Here is a 25,840-nt window from a genome sequence, read left to right as displayed (position 1 = left end):
TCAGTCGACCGAGTCGATGGTGTCGCCGAGTTCATTGACGGTGAGCAGGCCGTCGCGGTGGCGCTGTTCCCGGTAAGCGGTGCGCCCGATGAGGTGGGCCACCACCGGGGCGGTGATCAGGGTGAACAGCCCGACCAGCACCAAGGCCCAGACATTGCCGTGACCGACCAGCTCGATCGCCGCGCCTTCCAACACCAGGATAAGGCCGACCACCTGAGGTTTGGTGGCGGCGTGCATGCGGGTCAGGGTGTCGGGGAAGCGCACGATCGCGATGGACGCGGTCAGCGCCAGGGTGGCGCCGAACAGGATCAGCACGGCGGAGATCCACTGCCACACGGTCATCGGTGGCCGCCGTCCCGAGATACCCGTTGTCTCAGCATCATTGGTCTCCGTCGGGGTGTCACTGTTCGTCCTTGACCCGGAAGCGGGTGACCGCGGCCGAGCCGAGGAAGCCGACCAGGGCCAGCGCGATGATCGCCGGGATGATGGTGGTGTCCTGGCTGTAGGCCGCCCAGACGGCCAGCCCGGACGCGGCGATCGCCATCAGCGAGTCGATGCCGACGATCCGGTCCAGGGTGCTCGGTCCGGCCAGAATGCGATAGCTGGTGATCACGGCGGCGGCCGTCAGCAGCACGCCGGCGATGATGGCGACAACGGTCACAGTTCCGCCTCCGGCACCTTGCTGGAACGCCATTCGGAGTGGCGCTCGAACGAGTCGATGAGCAATTTCTCCAGGCGCCGGGTGGTCCGATAGAACTTGTCCACCGCCGCATCACTGCTCACATCCAGCACGTGCACGTAGACCACGCAGCGGCGCCGATCGATCTCCAGCACCATGGTGCCCGGGATCAGGTTCAGCAGGTCCGTGCACAGCACGAGCACCAGGTCGGACTTGGTGCTCAGGTAGACGCGCAGTACGCCGGAGACCGGCGGCGGCGCGGGCCGGATCGCGAACCATGCCACCTGCAGGCTGGACTCGATCGCGTAATACGTTGCCACCACGGCCAATTCGACCAGCGACAGCGGGTGCAGCCGCCCGTTGACCGGCACCCTCGGCAGCGGCAGCGCGACCATGATCAGCGCACCCACCGCGAGCCCGGCCAGCAGGTTGGCGATGCTGAGATCGCCCCACAGCGCGATCCAGACGACGGTGAGCCAGCTCAATACGCTGATGCGGACGACGATCTCGCGGCTCACCCCGCTCATCGGCTCGCCCCCGACCCGTCCGCCCCGTTGCCCAGCACCGCGGTGATGTACACGCCGGGATCACGCAGATCCGCGGCTGCCCGGTCGGCGATGCCGAGGATCGGGCCGGCGAGCACCGTCAGGCTCAGCCCGATCACCACCAGCGCCGCCGTCGATCCGACCATCAACAGTGGCATCCGGCCCGGGCGCGGGCGATCGTCGTAGTGCACGTCGGTCGAATCCTCGATCAGCGACGGCGTTTTCGCGGCGGTGAGGTGGCCCTCCGGCGCCTCCACCCGCGGTCGCCAGAACGCCTTGCTCCACACCCGCGCGACGGCGTACAGCGTGAGCAGGCTGGTGAGCACCGAGCCCGCGACCAGTGTCCAGGCCAGCACGCTGCCATCCTGCACGCCCGCCTGCAACAGCGTGGCCTTGCCGATGAAGCCCGAGAACGGCGGTATGCCACCGAGATTCAGTGCGGGAATCAAGAACAGCACGGCCAGCAGTGGACTCGCCGAGGCCAGCCCGCCCAGCCTGCGCAGCGAGGTCGAGCCCGCCTGCCGCTCGATCAGCCCGACCACCAGGAACAGCGCCGTCTGCACCAGAATGTGGTGCGCCACATAGAAAACCGCGCCGGCCAGTCCGGCGGTGCTGGCCAGCCCGACGCCGAAGATCATGTACCCGATGTGACTGACCAGGGTGAACGACAGCAGTCGCCGGATGTCGCTCTGCGCGATCGCGCCGAAGATGCCGACCAGCATGGTGAGCAACCCGCACACCAGCAGGATCGAATCGAACTCACCGCCGGGAAACAGCAGTGAGTGCGTCCGGATGATCGCGTACACACCGACTTTGGTGAGCAGGCCGGCGAACACCGCGGTCACCGGCGCGGGCGCGGTGGGGTAGGAGTCGGGCAGCCAGTTCGACAGCGGGAACACCGCGGCCTTGATGCCGAACGCCACCAGCAGCACCGCGTAGATGGCGGTGCGGGTGCCCTCGGGCACCGCGCCGATCCGCTGCGCCAGCTGGGCCAGGTTCAACGTGCCGGTGGCCGCGTAGGTCATGCCGATGCCGGTCAGGAAGATCAGCGACGCCAGCATCGAGACCATCACATAGGACACACCCGCGCGAATGCGCTCCTCGGTGCCGCCGACGGTGAGCAGCACGAACGACGCGGCGAGCAGGATCTCGAAGCCGACGAACAGGTTGAACAGGTCACCGGCCAGGAACGCGGCCGAAACACCGCCGGTCAGCACCAGATAGGTGGGCCGGTAGATCGAGGTGGGCTGCCGCTCGTCGCCGTCGCGGATGTTCTGCCCCGAACCGTAGATCGCGACGGCGAGCAGCACGATGGACGAGACGAGCAGCATCGCCGCGGACAGCCGGTCCACCACCAGGGTGATGCCGATGGGGGTCTCCCAGCCGCCGACCTGCAGCGCGGTGGTGCCGTCGCGGTCGGCCAGATACAGCAGCAGCGCGCAGATGACGACCACGGCGCTCAGCGCACCGAGCATGAGCGTGCGCTGGGTCCGTGGCCTGCGCCCGAAGACCAGGGTGCCCGCCGCGGCGAGCAGCGGCACCAGCACGGGGAGCGGCATGAGGGTCGGCAGCAGTCCGGGGGAGAGGCTCAATCTTCCGGGTCCTCTCGCTCGCGCCTGCGGGCGACGTCGATGTCTTCCTGGTCGTTCTCGACATCGTCGGTGGTGGTGATGGTGAAGGAGCGGTAGGCGAGCGCGAGCACGAAAGCCGCCAGGCCCATGGTGATCACGATGGCGGTGAGCACCATGGCTTGGGCGAGCGGGTCGGCGGTGTCGCGATGGGTGGTGTCGGTCTGGCCCTGGATCGGCGCCCGGCCGTCCGGGCCGCCGAGGGTGATGATCAACAGGTTCACCGCGTTGCCGAACAGGATCATGCCGAGCAGCATCTTCGAGACCGCGCGCTCGAGGATCAGATATACCCCGCAGGCGACCAGGATCCCGATCACGATCAACAGCGTCAGATTCGCGGTCATCGCGCCGAACCTCCTGACACGGAGGTGGTTTCGTTCGAGGCGAGCTCGCTGTCCAGCCGGGCGCCGAGGCTGCGCAGCACGTCGAGCACCAAGCCGACGACGATCAGATACACGCCCAGATCGAAGAACAGCGCGGTCACCAGTTTGATGTGGCCGAGCACCGGCAGCGTCACCTCGAAGATCGCCGAGGACAGCGGCGGTGCGCCGAAAAACAGTGAGGTGACGGCGGTTCCGGCGGCCAGGGTCAGTCCCGCGCCGAGCAGGTGGCCCGCGTCGACCGGCAGCGCCTCGCCGAGTTCGTAGCGGCCGCCGGCGAGGTAGCGCAGCGTCAGCGCGAGCCCGGCGGTGAGCCCGCCCGCGAAACCGCCGCCCGGCGCGTTGTGGCCGGAGAAGAAGAAGTACACCGACAGCACCATGATGGTCGGGAACACCAGCCGGGTGGTGATCTGCATGACCATCGAGCGGTCCGCCCGATCGACCAGCCGTCCGGCGGGCAGCCAGCTCACCAGATCCGGGTCGTAGTGCGGGGAATCGGCCGCGCGCGGCGCGCTGCCGAAGCGGCGGCTGCGGAACACCAGCGAGGCGACGCCGGTCGCGGCGACCACCAGCACCGAGATCTCGCCGAGGGTGTCCCAGGCGCGGATATCGACGAGCAGCACGTTGACGGCGTTCTTGCCGCCACCGAATTGGTATGCGGCGTCCGGGATTCGGTGCCAGATCGGCTCGGCCGTGCGAGCGGCGACGGCGAAAGCGCCCAGCACCGTGACGGCCGCGCCGACCAGTGCGGCCAGCACCGCCCTGCGCGCCTTGAACGGGGTGGCCCGGCCCGCCTCGATCTCCGCCGGGAACGCCCGCAGCACCAGCACGAAAATCACCAGCGTCAGTGTCTCGACCAGGAACTGGGTCAGCGCCAGATCGGGTGCGCCGTGCAGCGCGAAGATCACGCCGCAGCCGTAGCCGGTGACCCCGACGACCAGGACGCTGGCCAGCCGGTTGCGCAGCACCGTCGCGCCCAGCGCCATCGCGACCATGATGCCGCCGAGCACCGCCTGCAACGGCGAATCCCACAGGCGCAGTTCGACTCCGGTGCGGGTGCCGAGGGCGAGCAGCACCGACGGCAGGATGATCAGCGTGCCGAGGATGGTCGCCTGGCTCAGCGGCAGCGACCCGCGCTGCACCGCGCCGGTCATCCGCAGCGACAGCTGGTCCATGCCGCGCAGGGCCGCGTCGTAGGCCCGGTCGGCATTGCCGAGCCGCGGCCGGGTGGGATCGCGAAGCCGATCACGCAGCTGGAACAGGGCGATGCCGCCCGCGATCACCAGGACGGTGAGTGCCAGCGGGACGGTAAAGCCGTGCCACAGCGAGAGATAGGACAGTAGTTCCTCGGAAAACGTTCCCGCGTAGGGGCTGAGCAGCCGATCGGTCCACGGCGCCCCGAGTCCGGCGACCAGGCTCGCCACCGCGAGGATCGCGGGCGCGGCCAGGAACAGCGCGCCCGGCGCGTGCCAGCCGCCGTCTTCGCGCACGTGCCCGTCCGTGTCACCGGAACCCGCAGTCGGCCCGGCACTTTCGGTCGCGTAATCGGCGACGCGGCGAACGCGGTGCGCCCCGTGCGCGGTCGGCCGCGCGACATGCGGCTTGTCCGCGAAGGCGCCCCAGACGAAGCGAATGCTGTAGCCGACGGTCAACATCGATCCGAGCACCACGCCGGCCGCCAGCGCCACCCGAGCGGGCGCAGCGAGTGTGTCCGCCTCGAGGATCGCGCCTAGCGCGCTCTCCTTGCCGACGAATCCGACCAGCGGCGGAATCCCGGCCATGCTCAACGACGCGAGAATCGCGATCCCGCACAGCACCGGAGCGCGCCGGCCGAGCCCGGACAGTCTGCGCAGATCCCGGGTGCCCGCCCCGTGATCGATGATCCCGACCACCATGAACAGGCACGCCTTGAACAACGCGTGCGCGACGATCATCGCGACCCCGGCCAGCGCCGCGTCCGGGGTGCCGAGGCCGACCAGCACGATCAGGAAGCCCAGCTGGCTCACCGTGCCGAAGGCCAGCACCAGCTTCAGATCGACCACCTCGAGCGACCGCAACCCGGCGAGCAGCATCGACAGCACGCCGAGGGTGAGCACCAGTGGATGCCAGACGGGGTTCTCCGCGAACACCGGCGCCAGCCGCGCCACCAGGTACACACCGGCTTTCACCATGGCCGCGGCGTGCAGATAGGCGCTGACCGGTGTCGGCGCCGCCATCGCGCCGGGCAGCCAGAAGTGCAGCGGCACCACGGCGGACTTGCTCAGCGCGCCGATCAAGATCAGCACCACCGCGACGTTCACCGCGAGTCCGTTCGGCGGCTGCGCCCGCGCCAGCAGATCGGAGAGCAGATAACTGTTGTTCGCCTCGCCGAGGATGATCAGGCCGACCAGCATCGCCAGCCCGCCCGCGGCGGTCACCAGCAGCGCCTGGATGGCGGCGCGCCTGCTGTTCGCCTGCTCGGCATTGTGGCCGACGAGCAGGAACGACAGCACCGTGGTCAGTTCCCAGAAAACGAACAGCAACAGCATGTTGTCACTGGTCACCAGGCCGAACATGGCGCCGGCGAAGCCGACCATCTCGGCCGCGAACACCCCCAGGCGCGGCTCGTCGTCCTCGAAGTATCTGGCGCAGTAGCAAAGGATCAGCGCACCGATGCCGAGCACCAGTGCCGACATGATCGCGGCGAGCGAGTCGAACCGCAGATCGATGTTCATCTCGATGCTCGGCGCCCACTCCAGCCGAACCCGCTGTGTGCTACCCCAATTCGCGATCACCCAGATCAGGCCGCCCAGCGGGACCAACGCGAGCACGTAGAAAGCGTTGCGCCCCAGTGCCCTTACCCACAGCGGCGCCACGAGCGCGGCTGCGGCGAGGGCGAGCAGGATTGCGAGCAAACTACACTCCGTCGGGTAGGGGCGGCGGGGTGGTGCAGGACAATCCTACGTGGAGCCTGGGGATTTCCGCGTACTCGCCGGGTATGGCGTCGGCTATAGGAGAGCGGCGGGGCTATATATCCGCTAACGCCGCGTCCGCTGCGGGGCCGGTCGATTGCGGGCGGCCGCGCGGCCGGAAGCGGTGCAGCACGGCGAGGCCGACCGCGCTGCCGAGCACGATGGCCAGCGCGGCCCGCCCGGGTGTCGAGTCGTGTGCCGCGCCGTCGGGCGACTGCCAGCTCTTGCTGTCGTCGGGCAGCACGGAGATGACGGTCGGTAGATACAAGGCGGCAATCGCCAGCACGCCGCTCGGGGCATGCCGTGGCCGAGCGGTGGCGCAGCAATAGCCCGCGGTCAGTGCGAGCACCACGCTGCCCACCGAGAACAGAATCCAGTTCGATTCCGGCGGCACGAGGATGGCGAAGACGGCGAGCCCGGCGAGCAGGATGACGGCCACGGGCGCCGAGGGCATGCGGGCACCCGCGAGCAGGCCGACGGTGGCCAGCGCGAGCAGGATCCAGACACTCCAGCCGGGCCGATGGGCGTAACCGAAGGCGTCGGCGGTCGCGGTGAGACTGACCGCGAGATAGACGCCGTACCCGTCGCGGCCGGGCAGCAGCATGGCCGCCGCGGTCGCGGCGCACACGGTGGCGGCGGCGGTGAACCCGATATCGACCGCATGATTGATGGCGGGCGCGGTGATGTACTGCCGTTGCAGCCATTCGGTGACCGCGAGGATCACCAGGGCCAGCACCATCGCCGCGAGGATCGGCGCCACCGGTAGTTCGATCGACAGCCGCAGCGACTCGGGCTCGCCGATCCTGGACCGATTGCGCAGGGCGCTGACGATCAACAGGGCCAGCACCAGCACGATCAGCCAGCTGGGCGGCGACTCCAGCACATCGAACGGATCGTCATCGATATCGAGGAAATCCGCGAGGTCGCTGAACACGAAGAACCCGACACCGCCGAGCGCGAACGCCGCGGCGAGCACCGGCTTGCGCAGCGCCGCGACACCGAGCCCGCCGAGCACGAACCCCGCGCACACCGCGTCGATGTAGTTCTGGGTGGTCAGCATGTCGGCCGAGGCGGCATTGTGCCCGGCAATGTGATTGATCAGCTGCGCCACGGTGCCGACCAGGGCGACCACCCATGCGGTCGCCGGGCGGGCGGTGGTGCCGACGACCACCGCGACGGCGACCGCGACGATCACCCCGATGGCTGCGCCGCGCGGCACGCTGTTCCACAGGTTCGCCAGCTGATAGGGCGTGGTCTCCCGGATCGAGGCGAAGGTGACCGGCAGGAACAGCGTCACACCCGCGACCGCGGCGCCGAAGAACACCGTGACCACGTCGAACGCACTGCCCATCCGCCGCACAGGCCGAACATACCTGCGCACGACCGGCGAATCAGTGATTGCCCACACTTCGCTGACGCATGTCGAAATGGGTGAAATGCCAGGAAGGTGCGTTTACGGCGAGATTGCCGACTTACAGGTACCGGCCCTCGCTGCCCGTCGGCTGGCCGCGCGTCTCCGCGTAGCGGCGCAGCGATTCCACCTGGAGCGCGTCCAGCGAGGGCCGGACGACCGTGCGCGCCGCCGCCACGTCCGCCGCGGTGACGTCCGCGGCGTCGAGATCACGGCGCATCGCCGTCAAAGCGGCCTCGCGCAGCAGCGCGACGCAGTCCGCCGCGGAGTAGCCGTCGAGCTTGCGGGCGAGGGCGGCGAGGTCGACATCCGCGGCCAGCGGCACCGAGCGCCCCGCGGTCCGCAGGATCTCCAGCCGCGCCGCGCTGTCCGGCGGCGGCACGAACACCAGCCGCTCCAGCCGCCCTGGTCGCAGCAGCGCCGGGTCGATCAGCTCCGGCCGGTTGGTCGCGCCGAGCACCACCACATCGCGCAGCGGTTCCACCCCGTCGAGTTCGGTGAGCAAGGCGGCGACCACCCGGTCGCCCACGCCGGAATCACCGCTCTGGCCGCGCCGCGGCGCCAGCGCGTCGACCTCGTCGAGGAAGATCAGCGAGGGCGCGGAATCGCGTGCGCGCTGGAATAATTCGCGCACCGCGCGCTCGGAGGAGCCGACCCACTTGTCCATCAACTCGGCGCCCTTCACCGTGTGCACGCTGAGCTGGCCGGTGCTCGCCAGCGCGCGCACCAGGAAGGTCTTGCCGCACCCCGGCGGACCGTAGAGCAGCACCCCGCGCGGCGGATCGATGCCGAGGCGCGCGAACGAATCCGGATGGCGCAGCGGCCACAACACCGTCTCGGTCAGCGCCTGCTTGGTCTCCACCATGTCGCCGACCTCGTCCAGGCCGAGGCTGCCGATGGCGGGCTCGTCCATGCCCGAACGCGACAGTGGCCGAATGACTTTCAGCGCACCGAGCAGATCCTCCTGGGTCAGTTGCGGATCGGTGTGCTCCTTGCTGGCCCGCGAGGCGGCGCGCAGCGCGGCCTCCCGACACACCGCGGCCAGGTCGGAGACCACGAATCCAGGTGTGCGGGCGGCGATTTCATCGAGCTTCAATTCCGTCGTCGGCACCCGGCGCAGCAACTGTTCCAGCAGCGACTTGCGTACCGTGGCGGTGGGTAATGCGAGCGCCAATTCCCGGTCGCAGAGGTCGGGCGCGCGCAGCCGGGGGTCGATCCCGGCCGGGTGCGCCGTGGTCGCCAGAAAGGCGACGCACGGCTCGGCGACCGCGCCACGCAGCTGATCCAGGATGAGCGTGGCGACCGGCTCGGCCTGCGCGGGCAGCAGGGCGTCGATATCGGTGATCAGCAGGATGCCGCCCTGTCCGGAGCAGACGTCGGCCACCGCCTCGGCCACCTCGCGCAGCCGGGTGCCGCTCTCCGCGGCTCCGATGGTGGGGCCGTCCAGCTCGACGATGCGGCGCGGTGCGGTGACCGCGCGGGCCAGCGTGGCCTTGCCGACGCCGGCCGGGCCGGTGATCAGGATGCCGAGATGTGGTGTGGCACCGAGGGTTTTGAGCAGCTCGGGTTCGTCGAGGGCGAGGCTGAGCCACTCGGCGAGCTTGGTCGCCTGGCTGTGCGCACCCGCCAGATCCTTGACGGTGATCAGTGGATCGGTGTGCCGGGTGGCCGCGCTCCGGCCGTTCGCCGCACCGTGCGCGACCGCCGCGCCGTCGAAGGCCGCCGCCTCGGTCGCGCCGCGCGAGGCCTCGCCCGGCGGAATCGGCGCACCGGCGAGCGCTCGGTCGGCCGCGTCCCTGGCCGCCACCACGCCCGCGCCCCAGACGACCGCGGTGTTCGGCTGCACGCTGACCGGTCCGCGCGGATCGGTGGCGGTGACGGTGAGCAGTTCGGTGGTCCAGGCGATGCCGAAGGTGCGCGAGAGGGCCTGCGAGGCCGCGGCGGAGCTGATCTCCGGGCTCAGATCGCGGGGGAGCAGCGAGACCGTGTCGCCGACTGTCACCACCTTGCCGAGCAGCGCCTGGCGCAGCGTCGCCGCCGGGATGGTGCGGGTGGCGTGCACCGAGCCGCTCACCGAGATCTGCTTGGCGCCGTACACGGTGACCGGCGCGACCACCACCGTCGCGTCCTCGCGCAAGCCCGCATTGGACAGCGTCACGTCGTCGAGCAGCGCAACCCCGGCCGGGGTACCGGACGGTGCGACGCCGACCACCGCGGCGGTGCGGCGCGCGCCGACCAGCGCGATGCCGTCCCACTCACGCAACCCGAGTGCGGTGAGCGCCTCCGGATGCAGCCGCACCACGCCGCGGCGTGCGTCGGCAGCGGAGGGATTCAATCGAGCGGTGAGCGCCAGTTCTGCCACTGTGCCATTCTGCCGCGCCGCGCCGCGGTGGGGGCCGGGCCGGTGCTACTTGTTCTTGGGCACGATCCCGGCGGCCACCGCGACCGGCGTCTCGGCGACGCTGCCGGACAGGCAGACCAGCTTCGCCGTGCCGAGCGCGACGTTCGGGCTGCCCGCGAACGTGCTGTCCGGGTGCTCGGCGACGATCTTCTCGATCAGCGCCTTCTGCGCGTCGTTGTCCAGCTTCTTGAACTCGGCGCAGCTGGTCTGCGACGGCTCGGTGGACGCGGGGGTGCCCGGCTGCCCGGCGGTCGGCGCGCTGCCGGGGGCGCTCGGCGCGGCGGCCGGGGACGATGACCGCGCGGCCGAGGCCGTACTCGTGGCCGAGCCCTTGTTCGCATCGCTGGAATCGTCCGCGGACCGGCCGCAGCCTGCCAGCAGCAAAGCCACCGTCCCGATGGCCAGGACGATGGCGGAAGTTCGCTTCATACCGTGCTTTCCCCGGTGGATCGTGTGCCGGAACGTCCGGCGCGTTCGGTGCAGCGTACCGGGTCGGCGCGGCTCAGTGGATGTGTGCTTGCCAGTCCGCGGGGACCCGCTCGCGCGGGCCGGGCACCCCCTGATCGGCGGGGTGACTGTGCGGCGGAGTGAGTTCCGGTCCGTCGCCGTACATCTCCTCGGTTCGGAAGTTCCAGTACCAGTCCTCGCCCGGCTCGAAGCTCTGCACGAACGGGTGGCCGGTGTCTTTCGCGTGCTGGCCGGCGTGCTGGTCCGGCGAGCTGTCACAGCAGCCGACGTGCCCGCACTGGGCACAGCGGCGCAGATGCACCCACCACCCCTGCGACGCTTCGCATTCCACACAACCGGTACCGGTGGGCGGCACCGCCGTATCGATGCCCTCGAACTCCTGCGTCATCGTTGACCTCCTACGGTGGATTCGGGTTCGGCATTCTCCGCCGCCGGCTCGTCCGGCGTGCGGTGCAGCGGCAGCCAGACGGTGAATCGGGTGTTGCCCGGTTCGGAGTCGACCTGGATGTCGCCGTCGTGCTTGTTCACCACGATCCGGAACGAGATGTCCAGGCCGAGCCCGGTGCCCTCGCCCATCGGCTTGGTGGTGAAGAACGGCTCGAAGATCCGGCTGCGCACCTCCTCCGGAATACCGGGGCCGGAGTCGGCGATTTCGATGACGGCACAGTCGTTTTCGTGCCTGGTGCGGATGGTGAGCGTGCCCTGGCCGTTCATCGCGTACACCGCGTTGTCGATCAGGTTGGTCCACACCTGATTCAATTCCGCTGCGTAGCAAGGCACTTCCGGCAGCGCTCGGTCGTAATCCTTGACCACCTCGACCCCGTCACCGATCTTGCGGCTGAGCATCACCAGGGTGCTGTCGAGCAGGTCGTGGATGTCCACCACCTGGAACGGCGCCCGATCCATCTGGGAGTACTGCTTGGCCGCGTTGACCAGCGACGAGATGCGCGTCGTCGAGTCGGCGATCTCGTTCATCAGCAGCTCGGTCTCGATGGTGTAGTTGAGCCAGCGGATCGCGCCCTGGAGTACCTGCTCGGTGCAGCCCTCCAGGGTTGCCGACACCCGTTCGAGCCAGTCGACGTCGAAACCGGCCTGCACGAAGTTCGGCGCGAGGTTCCAGCCGTCGCTGATGCCGTGATCCTCCAGCCACTCGCCGAGCACGTCTTCGCGGTCGGCGGCCTCCATCGGCGTCAGCTCCGGCGCCTTGGCCACCTGGGCCGCCGCCTCCTCCTGTAGCCGCACGAGCGCGCCGAGCGACGCGGTATCGAACTTGCCGTCGGCCATCATGGCCAGCTTGTGCCGCATACCGGCGACCCGTTCGCGCAGACCGGACGTCGCGCGCGCCGCCGCCGCGGCAGGATTGTTCAGCTCGTGCGTGAGCCCCGCGGACAGCGAGCCGAGGGCGAGCAGCCGCTCCCGCTGGCCGACGCGCGCGTTGGCATTCCGGTTGCCGAAGAAGGCGCCCTCCAGCAGGTGCACCGCCATCGGGAACCACTCGTGCATCATGGCGGCGAAGGTCGAGGCGTCGAGCACGAAGAACCGGGACGGGCGCGTCACCTTCATCGTGCCGTTGTAGGTCTGGTCGACCTTGTCGCCGATGTAGGCCATCCAGGCGCCCGAGTAGGCGCCGTGGTGCTGGGTGCGGACCAGCTCGATCTCGGTACCGCCGGACAGCTTGGTCAGCACGATCTCGCCGTCCATCAGCACATAGAAGCAGGTGGCCGGCTCGCCCTCGTGGAAAACCACGCCGGGCTCGATGGTTTCGATCCGCCCTTCCCGGCACAGCCGGTCCAGCTGTGCGTCGTCGAGCTTCTCGAACAGGAACAGGGTGCGCAATTCCGCTGGGTCGCAGACCAATCGGCTGCTGCGCCCTGCCGTCTCATTCGAATTCACTTGCCAGCCTCCTGTTTACGCGAGGTACCGGTGCACGAGCATGACGGCCATCGCACCCTCACCGACCGCCGAGGCGACGCGCTTGGCCGAGTCGGCGTGCACGTCACCCGCCACGAAGACGCCGGGCACGTTCGTCTCCAGATGATGCGGCGGCCGCGGCAATTCCCAGCCGGCCGGTCGCGCGCCGTCGACCAGCAGATCGGGACCGGCCAGCACGTAGCCCGCCTCGTCGCGCTTGACCACGCCGTCGAGCCAGTCGGTTTGCGGTGCGGCGCCGATGAACAGGAACAGCCGCTCCGCCTCGGCCTTCTCCTCGACGCCGGACACGTTGTTGCGCAACACGATCTGCTGCAGGTGGTCGTCGCCGTCGGCGGCGGTCACCTCGGTGTCGGTGTGCACCTGGATGTTCGGTATCTGGGCGATCTGCTGGACCAGGTAGTGCGACATCGAGTTGTCCAGCGAGCCGGACCGCACGACCAGGTGGACCGTTTTCGCGTTGCGTGACAGGAACACCGCCGCCTGCCCCGCGGAGTTCGCGCCGCCGACGATGTAGACATCGCGGTCGGCGCACTCCGAGGCCTCGGTCATCGCGGAGCCGTAATACACACCGCGCCCGGTGAAGTCGTCCACGCCGCGGGCCGGATGGCGGCGGTAGTCGACTCCCGTCGCGATGATCACCGTGTGCGCGCAGAGCCTGCCGCCGTCGGCGAACCGCACCGTGCGCGCGGACCCGTTCACCTCGAGCCCGACCACCTCGCGGGTGGTGATCACCTCCGCGCCGAACTTGGCGGCCTGCCGCCGCGCCCGATCGGCCAGCTGGCCGCCGGACACCCCGTCCGGAAAACCGAGGTAGTTCTCGATGCGCGAGCTCTGCCCGGCCTGCCCGCCGGTCGCGGTGCGCTCGACCAGCACCGTGCGCAGCCCCTCGGAGGCGCCGTACACCGCGGCGCCCAGCCCTGCGGGCCCGCCGCCGACCACGATCAGGTCGTAGAAGTCGCCGGTCGCGTTGACGGTGAGCCCGACGTTCTCCGCGAGCAGGCTGTCCGACGGCTGCACCAACGCCTCGCCCGCTGCGGTGATCACCACCGGACAGCGCTCGGGATCGGCGCCCGCCGCCTCCAGCAGCCGCGCGCCCTCCGGCTCGTCGGCCAGGTACCAGCGGTAGGGCAGTTGATTACGGGCCAGGAACTCGCGCACCTCCGAGGAGCGCGGTGACCAGCGGTTGCCGACCACCTTGGTCTCGGTGATCGGCCGGTGCTCGCTGCTGCGCCAGGCGTCGAGCAGGCCGTCCAGCACCGGGTACAGCTTCTCCTCCGGCGGGTCCCACGGCTTGAGCAGGTAGTGGTCCAGGTCGATCACGTTGATCGCGTCGATCGCGGCGTTGGTGTCGGCGTAGGCGGTCAGCAGCACCCGGCGCGCGTAGGGGTGCAGGTCCATCGCCTGCTCGAGGAATTCGATGCCGTCCATGCCTGGCATCCGGTAGTCGGCGATCAAGACGGCGACCGGCTGGCCGCGCAGTTTCATCTCACGCAGCGCGTCGAGGGCCTGGGCGCCCGATTCCGCGCGCAGAATCCGGTAGTCGGCACCGTAGCGGCGCCGCAGGTCGCGCACGACCGCTCGGGAAACCCCAGGATCGTCATCGACGCTCAAGATGGCCGGTTTCGTGGCAGCGGGTGAAGTCACCTAACGAGTATGAACCTCGATACAAACCGTGTCGTCGGCTTTCACTGCCGGCGGACAACCGGGCGGGTCTGCGTCACAATTTGTGGTGGCGCATCAGGTCGAGTTCGGTGGGAGTGAGCAGTCGCTCGAGGGTCTCGGCGGACAAGTCGCGGGCGGGTGGACCGCCGTCGGGTTCGATGGCGGGTAGCAGCGGAACATTGTTCGCATGCCGGCGATGTAAGAGGGAGCGCAGGTTCACGGCCGATCACCTCACTTTTGGCGGGAAAGCTGGAGGCAGTGTCTTTGCTTCTTCTATCCGGCATTGTGCGCTGGCCATTACCAAGATCAGCGGACAACATGCTGAATGTGACCCAACTGTCTTCCCGATTAAAATGTGTACTACCCATCAAGCGCGCTCGACCGGACTCCCTGTCGGTTCGTTCGCATGGATCCCGGAGGCAGCGTTGCCGAAGAACCTCGAAGTCGCCATAGATATCGCCGCGCCGCCGGATCGGGTGTGGGCGGTGGTCTCGGATCTGAAGCGGATGCCGGAGTTCAGCCCGCAGTGCGTGCGGATGCTGCCGCTCGGCAAGCCCAAGGCGGGCACCTGGGTGCTCAACCTCAACACCGACGGCAAGAAATATTGGCCGACCACCGCGCGCATCGTGCGGTACGAGGCGAACCAAGCGTTCGCCTTCAAGATCAACGAGAACCGCGCGATCTGGAGCTACACGCTGGAGCCGACCGAGTCGGGCACCCGGCTGGTCGAGCGCCGCGACTTCCCCAACGGCACCACCTGGTTCTCCCGCAAGTCGATCAACGCCGCGCTCGGCGGCGAGGCGCCGTTCGAGGAAGAGCTGGTCCGTGGCATGCACGAGACGCTCGACAAGATCAAGAAGGCCGCCGAGGCCACCGCTTAGTCGGCGTGTTCGCGCTCGGCACAGCACGTTCGGTGCGTAAGTTGCCGAGTATGCGACGAATGACGCGCTGGGCCGCGGCCGGTGCCGCGATGGCAATCGGCACCGTGCTGATGACGGGCTGCGGCACCGAGGACACGGGACCCGAACGGCACGTCACCGTCGTCGGCAGCGGCCAGGTGCGCGGCGCACCGGACATCCTGAACGCCGACCTCGGCGTCGAGGTGACCGCCGAGAACGTCTCGGCGGCCATCGCCCGCGCCAACGACAAAGCCAAGGCGATGACCGACGCCGTCGTCGGCGCGGGCGCTACTCGAGAAGACGTGCGCACCACCGACGTCTCGATCCAGCCCCAGTACTCGGGCGGACCGACCGGCGGCGACACCGTCATCGGCTACCGCGCCACCAACTCGGTCCGCGTCGTGGTGCGGGATCTGACCAAGGCCTCCGGCGTGCTGGACAGCGCGATCAAAGCGGGCGGCAACGAAACCAGGCTGCGCTCGGTGTCTTTCGCCATCGACGACAATTCTCAGCTGCTGGCCGACGCGCGGGCCCGGGCGTTCGCCGACGCGAAGGCGCGCGCCGAGCAGTACGCGGTGCTCGCCGGGGTGACGTTGACCGAGGTCGACACCATTACCGAGGCGAGCAGCCACGACGACGACAGCGCGAGCAAGATGTCGGCGCAAGACGCTGCGCCGCAATCGGTTCCGCTGGAACCGGGCACGCAAACGGTGACCTTCACGGTGAAGGTCACCTGGGGGCTGCGTTGATTTCGCGCAGGGGCGCGGGGCTGACTACACCGTGATGGCGAACTTGGGCAGCGTCACTACCTGCGCGGCGTAGGAAAGTCCCGCGCCGAACGCGATGAGCAGCGCGGTATCGTCGGGCTTGGACTCGCCCTTGCGCAGCATCGCCTCCATGGCCAGCGGGATGGACGCGGCCGAGGTGTTGCCGGTCTCCTCGATGTCGTTGGCCAGTGCGCAGTTCTCCGGCAGCTTCAGCACCCGCGCCATGATCTCGATGATCCGGCCGTTGGCCTGGTGCGGGATCATCGCGTTCAGGTCGTCGGTGGACAGCCCGGCCCGGTCGATGGCGTCGCGGCAGACCTTCTCCAGCGAGTGTGCGGCCCACCGGAATACGGCCGTGCCCTCCATCGCCAGGTAGGGGCGCACCGCGTCGGTGCCCTTCTCCTCGATCTCGCGGAAGAACTCGACCCAGTCCTTGTCCTGGCGGATCGCGTGGTGCTGGGTGCCGTCCGAGCCCCACACCGTCGGGCCGATGCCCGGCTCGTCGGACGGGCCGACGATCACCGCGCCCGCGCCGTCGGCGAACAGGAACGCGGTGGAGCGGTCGGTCGGGTTGATGGTGTCGGTCAGCTTCTCCACGCCGATCACCAGCACGTGGCCTGCGGTGCCGCCGCGGACCAGGTCCGAGGCGAGTGCGAGCGCGTGGCAGAAGCCGGCGCAGCCCGCGGAGACGTCGAAGGCGGCCGAGCCGTTCATGCCGAGTTCCGTCGCGATCCGCGGTGCGGCGGCCGGGGTGAGCAGCAGATGGGTCGACGTCGCGACGATCACGCAGTCGACCTGATCGACCGCGATCCCGGACGACTCGAGCGCGCCCTTGGCGGCGGCGACGCTCATGCTCTGGACGGTTTCGGATTCTCCGGCGAAGCGCCGGGTCTTGATCCCGGACCTGGTCTGGATCCACTCGTCGCTCGAGTTGATCGGCCCCGCCACCTCGTCGTTGGTGACGACTCGGACCGGGCGGTATACGCCGAGCCCGAGGATCGCCGTGTGCTCTGCCCCGGTGGTCTGGGCGATTCGAGCAGCCATGTGCGTCTCCTATGTACCTGCGGCACCGCCGCCGGGTTGTCCCCGAAGCATCGAAAATGGATCCCTCATCAACCGCCACCTACGGAGCCGTAGACATGAGGCCCCCTCATATTAGCCGGAGATCCGGCGTTTCGCCGTGCGTATTCTCACAAACCCCGGGTATACCGCGATTAGCATGCTGATTGCTCCTGTCGGCATGCCCCAACTATGTGTGAACCGTTCCAGGTACGCATGGACGGTAGAACGCGGATTGCGAGGACACCATGCTCGGTCTCGGGATTATCGGGTGGATCATCATCGGCGGTCTTGCCGGGTGGATTGCCAGCAAGATCATGAAGACCGATGCCCAGCAGGGCATCCTGTTGAACATTGTCGTAGGCATCGTCGGTGGCCTACTCGGTGGTTTCCTACTGAGGTTGTTCGGTGTCGACGTCGAAGGCGCCGGCCTCTGGTTCAGCTTCTTCACCTGCCTCGGTGGCGCGGTGGTGCTGCTGTTCCTGGTCGGTCTCGTGATGGGACGCCGAGTCCGAAGCTGACGGCACCGGTGCCACAGGCTCCTTTCCCGTAAGGTGTGAACGCTTGCGCCGGTCCTATCGTGGAGGGCGTAATCCGACTGCATCTAGCACGAAAGAGGAGCCTGTGGCCCGCCGTCCCACGCCGCCCGGCACGCCTGAACGCACCGGAGTCGGCCACGTCGCCGATTTGGTTCGCAATGCGATCCCCCCGCTGCACCCCGCCGGGCTTCCGTTCGTCGCCGCACCCCTCGCGGTCGCTGTCCTCGGCGGCAAGCGAAAGTGGGTGCGCCGGACGGGTCTGTTCGCCGCGGCCGCGTGCGCAACCTTTTTCCGGCACCCGAATCGGGTGCCGCCTAACCGGCCCGGCGCGGTTGTCGCGCCCGCCGACGGCGAGATCGCCCTCGTCGACACCGCCGCTCCGCCTGCGGAATTGGGCCTCGGCGACCAGCCCGTGCCCCGGGTGAGCATCTTCCTTTCCGTGCTCGACGTGCACGTGCAGCGCACTCCGGTGTCCGGTGTGGTGCGCACGGTGCTGCATCAGCCGGGTCAGTTCCGTTCGGCGGATCTGCCCGAGGCCAGCGCGGTGAACGAGCGCAACACCATGGTGCTCGACACCCCGTCCGGGCACCAGGTGGTCGTGGTGCAGATCGCCGGCCTGCTCGCCCGTCGCATCGTGTGTGACGCCCAGGTCGGCGACGTGCTGACCATCGGCGACACCTACGGGTTGATCCGCTTCGGCTCCCGGGTGGACACCTACTTCCCGGCCGGCACGCAGCTGCTGGTCGAGCCGGGGCAGCGCACCATCGGCGGCGAGACCGTCCTCGCGGTCCTCGGGTCGACGCCCGCCGCTTCATGATGGAGGCGGCTGCTCCGACTCAGCGACGGCGGCGCCGCCCGATCCGGCTGTTGCCGAGCGTGGTGACCATTCTGGCGCTGTGCTCCGGGTTGTCCGCGGTGAAGTTCGGGCTGGACAACCGGCTCGACATCGCGCTGGCGATGATCGGCGCCGCGGCCGTGCTGGACACGTTGGACGGTCGGCTGGCCCGAATGCTGGACGCCACCACCGCGATCGGCGCGGAGCTGGATTCGCTGTCCGACGCCATCTCCTTCGGTGTCGCGCCCGCGCTGGTGCTCTATGTGTCGCTGCTGCACAGCGAGACCGCGGGCTGGATCGTCGCGCTGCTGTTCGCGGTGAGCATGGTGCTGCGGCTGGCCAGGTTCAACACCCTGCTGGACGACGACACCCGCCCGGAGTGGTCGCGCGAGTACTTTGTCGGCGTACCCGCCCCGGCGGGCGCGCTCATCGCCATGGTGCCGATCGCGCTGTTCGAGGTGTTCGGTGACGGCTGGTGGGTCGGCTTCTACGCGGTCTCGGCGTGGACCATCGGTGCCGCGGCGTTGTGCGTCAGCACCATTCCGACACTGGCCATGAAGTCGGTGTCGGTGGCGCCGCAGGCCGCCGCCGGGCTGCTCGTGCTCGTCGCGCTGGCCGCAGCACTGCTGGTCACCTACCCGATCGTGCTGCTGCTGATCCTGGTCGCGCTGTACCTGTGCCACATTCCGTTCGCCTGGCACTCGCAGCGCTGGGTCGCCGCCCGCCCGGAAACCTGGACGCACAAGCCCGCCGAGCGGCGCGCGCAACGCCGGGCCCAGCGGCGACCGGTGATCCGCCGCCCGGCGATCCGCGGCTCCACCGCTCGCCTGCGGTTACGCAGGCCGGGTGGCAAGCAGCGCGAAGGCAACGACCTGCCCCGCTGAGCCTGCTGGCTTTTCTTAAGGTCTTGGAAAGCCCGCCCAGGAATGCTCTTGCGGTATGGGCACGCTGGCGATAGGTGGCTTCGGTTTCAGTGGCTGGGGTGTCGGCGGCTTCGGCGTCGCCGGGTTCGGCCTGAAGCGGCTGCTCGGCATCGCGGATTCGGCGGTGGCCGAACACATGCGGCTGTCCACGCGGGCGGGCGGTACGGTCATACCCGGCGGGCGGGCGCGAAAGAGGGTAGCGATGGAGCCGGACGGGTTGGGCGTGTTCATGACGCATCGCCCCCGCCTGTTCGCACTCGCCTACCGGATGCTCGGGTCCGCCGGTGAAGCCGAAGACGCCGTGCAGGAGACCTATCTGCGCTGGGACGCGGCCGACCGCAGCCGAATCCGTTCCGCCGAGGCGTGGCTGACCACCGTGCTGGTGAATCAATGCCGGGCCTGGCTGATTTCGGCGCGGGCCCGCCGGGAGACCTATGTCGGGCCGTGGCTGCCCGAGCCGGTGGCCACCGAGCGCGGCGAGCTCGGTCCGCTGGAGACCGTCGAAGAGCGCGAGCTGGTTTCCTTCGCGCTGCTCACCGCGCTGGAGCGATTGACCCCGGTCGAGCGAGCGGTGTTCGTGCTGCGCGAGGCGTTCGGTTACGCGCATCGCGAGATCGCCGACATGCTCACCATCACCGAGGGCAATTCGCAGCAGATCTACCGGCGGGCCGGGCTGCGGGTGCGCGCGGGCCGGGCCCGCTTCGATGTGCCGTCCGAGTACGCGGGCGAGCTGATCAAGCGGTTCCTGAAGGCGGCGCGCAACGGCGACGTCGAGTCGCTGGAGCAGTTGCTCACCGCCGATGTGGTGTCGATCGCGGACGGCGGCGATCAGATCAACGCGGCGCGCAGGCCGATCGTCGGTGCGAACAAGGTCGCGCGGTACCTGGTCGGGCTGTTGCGGTGGGAGGTGCCCGGCATGGAGCTGCTCATCGAGGAGGTCAACGGTGCGCCCGCCGCGGTGGCCAGGGTGAACGGTGCGCCGATGCTCGTCGTCGGCATCGAGCTGGTCGACGGCGCGGTCGCCACGCTGCGGCTGGTCGTCAACCCCGAGAAGCTGGCCTATTTCGCCAAGTCCACGGGTGCTGCGCAGTAATTCGAGGACAGCGTGACGTGCTTCACGTCCGAAAGTTGTCAGCAATGGCGGGGCTGTCCGATCTGAAGGGTGTCGGCCTAACGAAAAGGAGACCCCTCATGTCCGGACAGCATCGGATCGTCGTCCTCGGCGCCGGGTACGCGGGACTGGCGGCAGCGGGCCGTCTCGCGAGCAAGGCGCGCGGGGCGCGGATCACCGTCGTCGACGCTCGCGCCGACTTCGTCGAACGGGTACGGCTGCATCAGCAGGCCGCCGGGCAACAGATTTCGACGTGGGGCCTGCGGGAACTGTTGGACAACAAGAAGATCCACTTCGTGCACGCTCGTGCGACGGATATCGACACTGCGGGTAAGCGGGTATTGCTCGACAGCGCAACGGCTCTCGATTACGACACCCTCGTCTACGCACTGGGCAGTGTCGCGGACCGGGCCAGTGTTCCCGGCCTCGCGGAGCATGCCCACTCGGTGTCGACGCCGGAGGACGCGAGCCGTTTCGAAGCCCCCTCCGGCACTGTTCTTGTCGTCGGCGCCGGTGCCACGGGTATCGAGCTCGCTGCGGAACTCGCTGAGTCACATGCTGATTCGCGCGTTTTCCTGCTCAGTCCGGAGGAGCCGGGTGCGTGGTTGTCGCCGCGGGCCCGGAAGCATATCCGCCGTGTGCTCGAGCGGCTCGGCGTCGAGATCCGCTCCGATGCCAAGGTGCTCGAGGTGACCGCGGCCGGGGTGCGGCTGGCGGACGGCTCGCTGATCGAGGCCGCCGCGACCGTGTGGACTGCGGGTTTCGCCGTGCCGGATCTGGCTCGGCGATCGAGCCTTTCGGTCGACGGGACGGGGCGGGTGCTGGTTGACGCTGCGCTGCGGTCGATCTCGCACCCGGACGTCTACGCGGCTGGCGACAGCGCCGTGATCGCCGGACCCGGCGGCCGCGGCCTGCGGATGGCCTGTGCCACCGCGTTGCCCACGGGAAAGTACGCGGCCGATGCGATTGCCGCTCGGCTTCGCGGCGCGGAACCGGGGAAGCTGCGGTTCCGGTACGTCGTCCAGTGTCTGAGCCTCGGCCGCCGGGACGGGCTCATCCAGGTGCTGCACGCGGACGACTCGCCTGCGCGAACCGTGCTGACCGGGCGGCCGGCGGCATGGGTGAAAGAGCAGGTCGTTCGTGGTGCGGGATGGGCGGCCCGTCCCTGAATCTGCGACTACGGCACTGGCGTCCGGTAGCGGATCAGGTTTCGTCAACGTCAGGTTGACGCTAGCGAATCGTCAACCTATCGTTGACGGCATGACGCAGCCATATCGCCTCGACGACCTGATCGACGGCATCAAAAAAGCCCGCCCCGACAACGTGCTCGACCAACTGTCCGACGCCGTGGTCACCGGCAATCACCTCGGCGAACTGGCCGATCACCTGATCGGCCACTTCGTCGACCAGGCCCGCCGCGCCGGCGCCTCGTGGACCGACATCGGCGCCAGCATGGGCGTCACCAAGCAGGCCGCGCAGAAGCGCTTCGTACCGAAAGGGCCCGGCGGTCTGGGCCAAGACGCCCTGATGGATCCCAACGCGGGCTTCGCCAGGTTCACCGAACGGGCCCGCGCGGTCATCATTGCCGCACAAGAAGCCGCGCGCGCCGCGGGCAACTCGGAGATCAGTACCGCGCACTTGGTGCTCGGCCTGCTGTCCGAGCCGGAAGGCATCGGCGCGAAAGAGATTCTCACCAGCGGTATTTCGCTGTCGGCCGTGGGTGAAGCGGTGTCCGCCGCGATGCCCGCCGGTACGGGTGAGGTGCCGCCGCTCATCCCGTTCGACGTGGAGGCCAAGAAGGCGCTCGAGCTGACCTTCCGTGAGGCACTTCGCCTGGGCCACAACTACATCGGCACCGAACACATCCTGCTCGCGCTGCTCGAACAGGAGAACGGGGAAGGTTTGCTCACCGGTCTCGGCATGGACAAGATGAAGACCGAGGCCCACATCGTCGAACTGCTCGCCCCGTACATGCCCAAAAAGCAATGAGGCGGCGGTGGGCGTCGACCGGGGCCGGTCTCGACCGCCTGACGTCCATCCGGCTACGAATCCGTCGCGCGCGCTACGGATTTCGTGCGGCCATGGCCGCGCAGGCGCGAGCTGCCCGCGCACGGCGAACGCCGGCCTGCCAACGGCGGCAGCCGGACGAACAGCGCCCGCGCCTGATGCGTGCCGCCTGAAACTGCCGAGCTCTACGCCCGCCCGCGCAGGCCGCCACCCCAACGAGGCCACTGCGCTTGGGGTTTCGGCTCGGCAACCAACGGCTCGCGTTCGATATCGGTGACGTACAGGGGAAGGTGCGGCGCCAGCTCCGCTAGTAGTTCCAAGGTCTTACCGCCCTGCGCGGCCCGGTACTCGGGCATCGTCAGCCCGACCAATTGCAGGAATCGCATGCTGCCGTGCGGGGTTTCGATGGTGCCGAGCTCCGGGTCGACGGTGAAGCCGACGGCGCGGATGCCGGAGTTCGGCCGGTCGGCGGCGATCGGGCCGTTCGCTTTGATGGTGTGTCCGGGCTCGAACCACTTGCCGGACTGGAAGACATAGCGGGCGAGATTCTGCAGGAAGTTCGCGGGCCACACCGGCGGCTCGGTGTCGGCGGGCTTGCGCACCAGCCGGAAGGTGAACTCGAACCCCCAGCCGGACTCCTCGGGGTTGTCCCACTCCTTCTCGTACAGCTCGGTCATGCCGTAACTGATGTAGTGCCAGTGCGGTACCGGCTCGGTGCGTGAGTACGCGCTGATCCCGTCGAGCGGGTCGGGACCGCCGAGCGACCAGCGGTGATCGGTGGCCCAATGGAAAGGTTCGATATCGCCGTACAACGGCCGCAGCGCGCCGTCGATGGCATTCCAGCCGGGTGCTTCACTCACCCCGCCACCATAAGGGGAACCGCCGCCGTCGCCGGCGGCCGTGCGCGGACTCGGTCTCGAGCACGTGGTCGCCTGAGTCGGATGTTGTTGGCGGGCAGCCGATCAGGCGTCCGGCACGTTGCGCTCGAGTTCATCCAGCCAGGCTGCGGCCGACGCGTCGCTCGGCGCGCGCCAGTCACCGCGCGGGGACAGCGAGCCACCGGAGCCGACCTTCGGCGCGTTCGGCAGCGTCGAGCGTTTGAACTGGCTGGTCTGCACGAATCGGCGCAGGAACTCCGCGAGCCACCGCTTGATGGTGGCGAGCTCGTAGGCGTTGCGCTGGTCGGCGGGGATCAGATCGGGCCAGCGGCCGCGGTTCGGGTCCGACCACGCGTGCCTGGCCAAATAGGCGATGCGGCTGGGGCGGTAGCCGAAGCGGAGCAGGTAGTAGAGGTGGAAGTCCTGGAGTTCGTACGGGCCGACGGTGGCTTCGGAGCTCTGGCTCGGCGCAGCGGTGGTCGATGCAGCGTTGTCGGGCACCAACTCCGGCGAGATCTCGGTCTGCAGGATCGAGGTGAGTACCTCGCCCGCCGCGGGCCCGAACTGCCCGGTCTCGACCGACCAGGCGATCAGATACTTGATCAGCGTCTTGGGGACCGAGGCGTTCACGCTGTAGTGCGCCATGTGGTCGCCGACGCCGAAAGTGCACCAGCCCAGGGCGAGTTCGCTCAGATCGCCGGTGCCGACGACGAGCGCGCCGTGCTGGTTCGCCAGCCGGAACAGGTGCGAAGTGCGCTCGCCCGCCTGCACGTTCTCGTAGGTGACGTCGTACTGCGGCACGCCGTCGGCGGCCGGGTGGCCGAGGTCGCGCAGCATCTGCGTCGCCGACGGACGGATATCGATCTCCTGCGCGGTCACGCCGAGCGCGTCCATCAGCCGATGCGCGTCGGTGCGGGTTCGGGTGCTGGTCGCGAAGCCGGGCATGGTGTACGCCAAGACATTTGCCCGGGGCAGGCCGAGCCGGTCCATCGTTTCGGCCGCGACGATCAACGCCTGGGTGGAGTCCAGCCCGCCGGACACTCCGATGACCACCCGCTCCATCCCGGTGGCGCGCAGCCGGGTGCTCAACCCCTCGACCTGGATGTGCTGCACCTCGGCGCAGCGGTCGTTGCGCAGCGCGGGATCAGCCGGAACGTAAGGGAAGCGCTCGATCTCGCGTCGCAATTCCACCACGCCCGAAGGGATCGGCAGCTCCACGTCGATCCGCCGCAGCCGAGCCAGCCGTTCCCGGTGGTCGTGCACATTGTCAGCAAAGCTGGTGGTGCGCAGTCGATCCGCGGCCAAACGGCGCAAATCCAGATCGGCGGTGACCAATTGCGGATGATCGGCGAACCGGACACCCTCCGCGAGCAGATCACCGTTCTCGCACACCAGCGCCTGGCCGTCCCAGGCCAGGTCGGTCGTCGATTCCCCGTGTCCCGCCGCCGAATACAGGTAGGCGGCCAGGTAGCGCGCCGAATGCGAGGTGCACAGCGCCCTGCGGTAGTCGGCCTTGCCGATGACGATATTGCTCGCCGACAGGTTGACCAGCACCGTCGCCCCGGCCAGCGCGGCAAAACCGCTGGGCGGCAACGGCACCCAGCCGTCCTCGCAGATCTCCAGATGGAACACGAACCCGTCGAGGTTGTTCGCCACGAACAGCAGGTCCGCTCCGAACGGCACCCGCTGCCCGGCGATCGTGACGTGCGTCTCCAGGTTCTCCCGCGCCGCCGCGAACTGCCGCTTCTCGTAGAACTCGCGATAGTTCGGCAGATAACTCTTCGGCACCGCACCGAGCACCACGCCGCGGCACACCGCGACGGCGCAGTTGAACAGCCGGCCCTGGGCCCGCACCGGCGCACCGACCACCAGCACCGTGTCGAGGTCGGCGCTCTCGGCGACCACCCGCGCCAGCGCCGCCTCGACGGCGTCGTCCAGCGCGTCCTGGTGGAACAGATCGTCGGCGGTGTAGCAGGACAGGCCGAGCTCCGGGAAAACCGTCAGCACCACCCCGTCGGCCGCCGCCTGCCTGGCCAGCGCCAGCGTCTGCTCGACGTTGTAGGCGGGGTCGGCGACCCGCACCCGGGGCACGGCGACCGCCACCCGGGCGAAATCGTGCCGATAGAGCGATTCGAAGGGCAGTTCACGCACTGCCGTCCCCCTTCGCCGAGGCTGCCGGAAATGATCATGATTCCCCTCCGGAACCTACCCGCCATAGTGGCCCGCTAAGCTATAGCAATGGCGGATGAAACGGATTCCGACCTAATCGCGGGGGAACGACGCGCCGATCTGCTGCGTGCGCTTTCTTATGTGTCCACAGAGTCACAGCCGGACGGCAGCTATGTCGTCAACGGAGATCTTCCCCCCGAGGTGGCGCCCCCATTTATTCGGGCGATCATGCGGGTCGAAGCGGAGTTGTTGTTGCACGATGCCGAGCTCGTCACCGTGGAGGGCGGCGAGCCGAGGTCCCCGGAAGAGCGCAGGACCGACGCGTTCGTGGCCCTGGTGTTGCGGGTCGACGACCGGGCTTAGGCCCGGTGTCGAAAAGTTGCGAGCCGAGCGGCGCGGGAGCACCCCGGACCTTGCACTCGGCACCTCCGAGTGCTAGAAATGGCGTTGGCACTCTAAAGCTGTGAGTGCCAGGTCGGGACGGTGAGACCGGGTTCCATCGACACCCTCGGTCGTCCGTCGCGGGCACCGCACCTGGCCAGCGTATTAGGGCGACCCAACCTGCGGTCGTTCCTGTGTGTCAGCCATATACATGT

25 protein-coding genes are annotated in these 25,840 nt (G+C 68.8%); 9 read left to right on the top strand and 16 right to left on the bottom strand.

Annotated elements, in window-relative coordinates; translation table 11 throughout:
* From mnhG to IBX18_RS02320, 13 genes are all read right to left on the bottom strand, one after another.
* Entirely contained in the window at nt 1–342 is a 342-nt protein-coding gene (mnhG, locus tag IBX18_RS02380; protein ID WP_107659714.1) for a monovalent cation/H(+) antiporter subunit G, read from the bottom strand.
* A gap of 58 nt (nt 343–400) precedes the next feature.
* A complete protein-coding gene (locus tag IBX18_RS02375) occupies nt 401–661 on the bottom strand; it encodes a monovalent cation/H+ antiporter complex subunit F (protein ID WP_107659713.1) in 261 nt (86 codons plus the stop codon).
* Nucleotides 658–1,206 (bottom strand): Na+/H+ antiporter subunit E, encoded by a 549-nt coding sequence (locus IBX18_RS02370; protein ID WP_228540261.1) that lies wholly within the window; start codon nt 1,204–1,206, stop codon nt 658–660. Before IBX18_RS02370 ends, IBX18_RS02375 begins: the two co-directional genes overlap by 4 nt.
* On the bottom strand, nt 1,203–2,816 hold the full coding sequence (locus IBX18_RS02365) for a Na+/H+ antiporter subunit D (protein ID WP_194832113.1): 1,614 nt from the start codon (nt 2,814–2,816) through the stop codon (nt 1,203–1,205). Before IBX18_RS02365 ends, IBX18_RS02370 begins: the two co-directional genes overlap by 4 nt.
* The gene (locus IBX18_RS02360) at nt 2,813–3,196 is read right to left on the bottom strand and encodes a Na(+)/H(+) antiporter subunit C (protein WP_135233762.1); all 384 of its coding nucleotides are present in this window, start codon (nt 3,194–3,196) and stop codon (nt 2,813–2,815) included. The genes IBX18_RS02365 and IBX18_RS02360 overlap by 4 nt, the downstream gene beginning before the upstream one ends.
* The gene (locus IBX18_RS02355; protein ID WP_194832112.1) at nt 3,193–6,126 is read right to left on the bottom strand and encodes a Na+/H+ antiporter subunit A; all 2,934 of its coding nucleotides are present in this window, start codon (nt 6,124–6,126) and stop codon (nt 3,193–3,195) included. Before IBX18_RS02355 ends, IBX18_RS02360 begins: the two co-directional genes overlap by 4 nt.
* A 112-nt stretch (nt 6,127–6,238) precedes the next feature.
* On the bottom strand, nt 6,239–7,543 hold the full coding sequence (locus IBX18_RS02350) for a hypothetical protein (protein ID WP_228540260.1): 1,305 nt from the start codon (nt 7,541–7,543) through the stop codon (nt 6,239–6,241).
* A 112-nt stretch (nt 7,544–7,655) separates the two neighbouring features.
* The gene (locus tag IBX18_RS02345) at nt 7,656–9,956 is read right to left on the bottom strand and encodes an AAA family ATPase (RefSeq protein ID WP_194832110.1); all 2,301 of its coding nucleotides are present in this window, start codon (nt 9,954–9,956) and stop codon (nt 7,656–7,658) included.
* Nucleotides 9,957–10,001: 45 nt separating this feature from the next.
* Nucleotides 10,002–10,424 carry a hypothetical protein gene (locus tag IBX18_RS02340; RefSeq protein ID WP_194832109.1) on the bottom strand — a complete coding sequence of 141 codons (423 nt, stop codon included), beginning with the start codon at nt 10,422–10,424 and terminating at the stop codon, nt 10,002–10,004.
* Nucleotides 10,425–10,497: 73 nt separating this feature from the next.
* Nucleotides 10,498–10,851 (bottom strand): UBP-type zinc finger domain-containing protein, encoded by a 354-nt coding sequence (locus tag IBX18_RS02335; protein WP_194832108.1) that lies wholly within the window; start codon nt 10,849–10,851, stop codon nt 10,498–10,500.
* Entirely contained in the window at nt 10,848–12,356 is a 1,509-nt protein-coding gene (locus IBX18_RS02330; RefSeq protein WP_194832107.1) for an ATP-binding protein, read from the bottom strand. Before IBX18_RS02330 ends, IBX18_RS02335 begins: the two co-directional genes overlap by 4 nt.
* A gap of 15 nt (nt 12,357–12,371) precedes the next feature.
* Nucleotides 12,372–14,039 carry an FAD-dependent oxidoreductase gene (locus IBX18_RS02325; RefSeq protein ID WP_194832106.1) on the bottom strand — a complete coding sequence of 556 codons (1,668 nt, stop codon included), beginning with the start codon at nt 14,037–14,039 and terminating at the stop codon, nt 12,372–12,374.
* Nucleotides 14,040–14,112: 73 nt separating this feature from the next.
* The gene (locus tag IBX18_RS02320) at nt 14,113–14,277 is read right to left on the bottom strand and encodes a hypothetical protein (protein WP_194832105.1); all 165 of its coding nucleotides are present in this window, start codon (nt 14,275–14,277) and stop codon (nt 14,113–14,115) included.
* A 205-nt stretch (nt 14,278–14,482) separates the two neighbouring features.
* On the opposite strand from IBX18_RS02320, the gene IBX18_RS02315 reads away from it, so the two are divergent.
* Nucleotides 14,483–14,938, top strand: a complete 456-nt coding sequence (locus tag IBX18_RS02315) for an SRPBCC family protein (RefSeq protein ID WP_194832104.1) — start codon at nt 14,483–14,485, stop codon at nt 14,936–14,938.
* A 50-nt stretch (nt 14,939–14,988) separates the two neighbouring features.
* Complete coding sequence (locus tag IBX18_RS02310; RefSeq protein WP_373889157.1) at nt 14,989–15,705, top strand: SIMPL domain-containing protein; 717 nt, start codon at nt 14,989–14,991, stop codon at nt 15,703–15,705.
* A gap of 24 nt (nt 15,706–15,729) precedes the next feature.
* Here IBX18_RS02310 and IBX18_RS02305 read toward each other — a convergent pair whose 3' ends face one another.
* Nucleotides 15,730–16,767, bottom strand: coding sequence for a beta-ketoacyl-ACP synthase III (locus IBX18_RS02305; RefSeq protein WP_194832103.1), 1,038 nt, complete (start codon nt 16,765–16,767; stop codon nt 15,730–15,732).
* A 263-nt stretch (nt 16,768–17,030) separates the two neighbouring features.
* On the opposite strand from IBX18_RS02305, the gene IBX18_RS02300 reads away from it, so the two are divergent.
* From IBX18_RS02300 to IBX18_RS02275, 6 genes are all read left to right on the top strand, one after another.
* Complete coding sequence (locus IBX18_RS02300) at nt 17,031–17,303, top strand: GlsB/YeaQ/YmgE family stress response membrane protein (protein WP_194832102.1); 273 nt, start codon at nt 17,031–17,033, stop codon at nt 17,301–17,303.
* Between the two features lie 103 nt (nt 17,304–17,406).
* Entirely contained in the window at nt 17,407–18,138 is a 732-nt protein-coding gene (locus tag IBX18_RS02295; RefSeq protein ID WP_107659699.1) for a phosphatidylserine decarboxylase, read from the top strand.
* Nucleotides 18,138–19,040, top strand: coding sequence for a phosphatidylcholine/phosphatidylserine synthase (locus IBX18_RS02290; RefSeq protein WP_194832706.1), 903 nt, complete (start codon nt 18,138–18,140; stop codon nt 19,038–19,040). Before IBX18_RS02295 ends, IBX18_RS02290 begins: the two co-directional genes overlap by 1 nt.
* Before the next feature lie 241 nt (nt 19,041–19,281).
* Nucleotides 19,282–20,172, top strand: coding sequence for an RNA polymerase sigma-70 factor (locus IBX18_RS02285; RefSeq protein WP_228540405.1), 891 nt, complete (start codon nt 19,282–19,284; stop codon nt 20,170–20,172).
* A 98-nt stretch (nt 20,173–20,270) separates the two neighbouring features.
* Nucleotides 20,271–21,359, top strand: a complete 1,089-nt coding sequence (locus IBX18_RS02280) for an NAD(P)/FAD-dependent oxidoreductase (protein WP_194832100.1) — start codon at nt 20,271–20,273, stop codon at nt 21,357–21,359.
* A 91-nt stretch (nt 21,360–21,450) separates the two neighbouring features.
* Nucleotides 21,451–22,179 (top strand): Clp protease N-terminal domain-containing protein, encoded by a 729-nt coding sequence (locus IBX18_RS02275; RefSeq protein WP_194832099.1) that lies wholly within the window; start codon nt 21,451–21,453, stop codon nt 22,177–22,179.
* Nucleotides 22,180–22,382: 203 nt separating this feature from the next.
* On the opposite strand, the gene IBX18_RS02270 is transcribed toward IBX18_RS02275, so the two are convergent.
* Entirely contained in the window at nt 22,383–23,057 is a 675-nt protein-coding gene (locus IBX18_RS02270; protein ID WP_194832098.1) for a suppressor of fused domain protein, read from the bottom strand.
* 102 nt (nt 23,058–23,159) lie between these two features.
* Nucleotides 23,160–25,226 carry an NAD(+) synthase gene (locus IBX18_RS02265; RefSeq protein WP_194832097.1) on the bottom strand — a complete coding sequence of 689 codons (2,067 nt, stop codon included), beginning with the start codon at nt 25,224–25,226 and terminating at the stop codon, nt 23,160–23,162.
* 87 nt (nt 25,227–25,313) lie between these two features.
* On the opposite strand from IBX18_RS02265, the gene IBX18_RS02260 reads away from it, so the two are divergent.
* On the top strand, nt 25,314–25,607 hold the full coding sequence (locus IBX18_RS02260) for a hypothetical protein (RefSeq protein WP_107659693.1): 294 nt from the start codon (nt 25,314–25,316) through the stop codon (nt 25,605–25,607).
* Nucleotides 25,608–25,840: the final 233 nt, after the last annotated feature.

Origin of the sequence: Nocardia sp. XZ_19_369, assembly GCF_015355715.1 — a bacterium.
Lineage (GTDB): Bacteria > Actinomycetota > Actinomycetes > Mycobacteriales > Mycobacteriaceae > Nocardia.
The sequence above is the reverse complement of the archived record's forward strand: the minus strand, read 5'-3'. Positions and strand labels throughout refer to the sequence as shown.

What these genes read in the sequence shown, in the direction of transcription:
- IBX18_RS02290 (WP_194832706.1), top strand. Translation starts at nt 18,138, where the DNA reads ATGGAGGCGGCTGCTCCGACTCAGCGACGGCGGCGCCGCCCGATCCGG.
- IBX18_RS02360 (WP_135233762.1), bottom strand. Translation starts at nt 3,196, where the DNA reads ATGACCGCGAATCTGACGCTGTTGATCGTGATCGGGATCCTGGTCGCC.
- IBX18_RS02300 (WP_194832102.1), top strand. Translation starts at nt 17,031, where the DNA reads ATGCTCGGTCTCGGGATTATCGGGTGGATCATCATCGGCGGTCTTGCC.
- IBX18_RS02310 (WP_373889157.1), top strand. Translation starts at nt 14,989, where the DNA reads ATGCGACGAATGACGCGCTGGGCCGCGGCCGGTGCCGCGATGGCAATC.
- IBX18_RS02340 (WP_194832109.1), bottom strand. Translation starts at nt 10,424, where the DNA reads ATGAAGCGAACTTCCGCCATCGTCCTGGCCATCGGGACGGTGGCTTTG.
- mnhG (WP_107659714.1), bottom strand. Translation starts at nt 342, where the DNA reads ATGACCGTGTGGCAGTGGATCTCCGCCGTGCTGATCCTGTTCGGCGCC.
- IBX18_RS02335 (WP_194832108.1), bottom strand. Translation starts at nt 10,851, where the DNA reads ATGACGCAGGAGTTCGAGGGCATCGATACGGCGGTGCCGCCCACCGGT.
- IBX18_RS02275 (WP_194832099.1), top strand. Translation starts at nt 21,451, where the DNA reads ATGACGCAGCCATATCGCCTCGACGACCTGATCGACGGCATCAAAAAA.
- IBX18_RS02370 (WP_228540261.1), bottom strand. Translation starts at nt 1,206, where the DNA reads ATGAGCGGGGTGAGCCGCGAGATCGTCGTCCGCATCAGCGTATTGAGC.
- IBX18_RS02280 (WP_194832100.1), top strand. Translation starts at nt 20,271, where the DNA reads ATGTCCGGACAGCATCGGATCGTCGTCCTCGGCGCCGGGTACGCGGGA.
- IBX18_RS02285 (WP_228540405.1), top strand. Translation starts at nt 19,282, where the DNA reads ATGGAGCCGGACGGGTTGGGCGTGTTCATGACGCATCGCCCCCGCCTG.
- IBX18_RS02260 (WP_107659693.1), top strand. Translation starts at nt 25,314, where the DNA reads ATGGCGGATGAAACGGATTCCGACCTAATCGCGGGGGAACGACGCGCC.
- IBX18_RS02305 (WP_194832103.1), bottom strand. Translation starts at nt 16,767, where the DNA reads ATGGCTGCTCGAATCGCCCAGACCACCGGGGCAGAGCACACGGCGATC.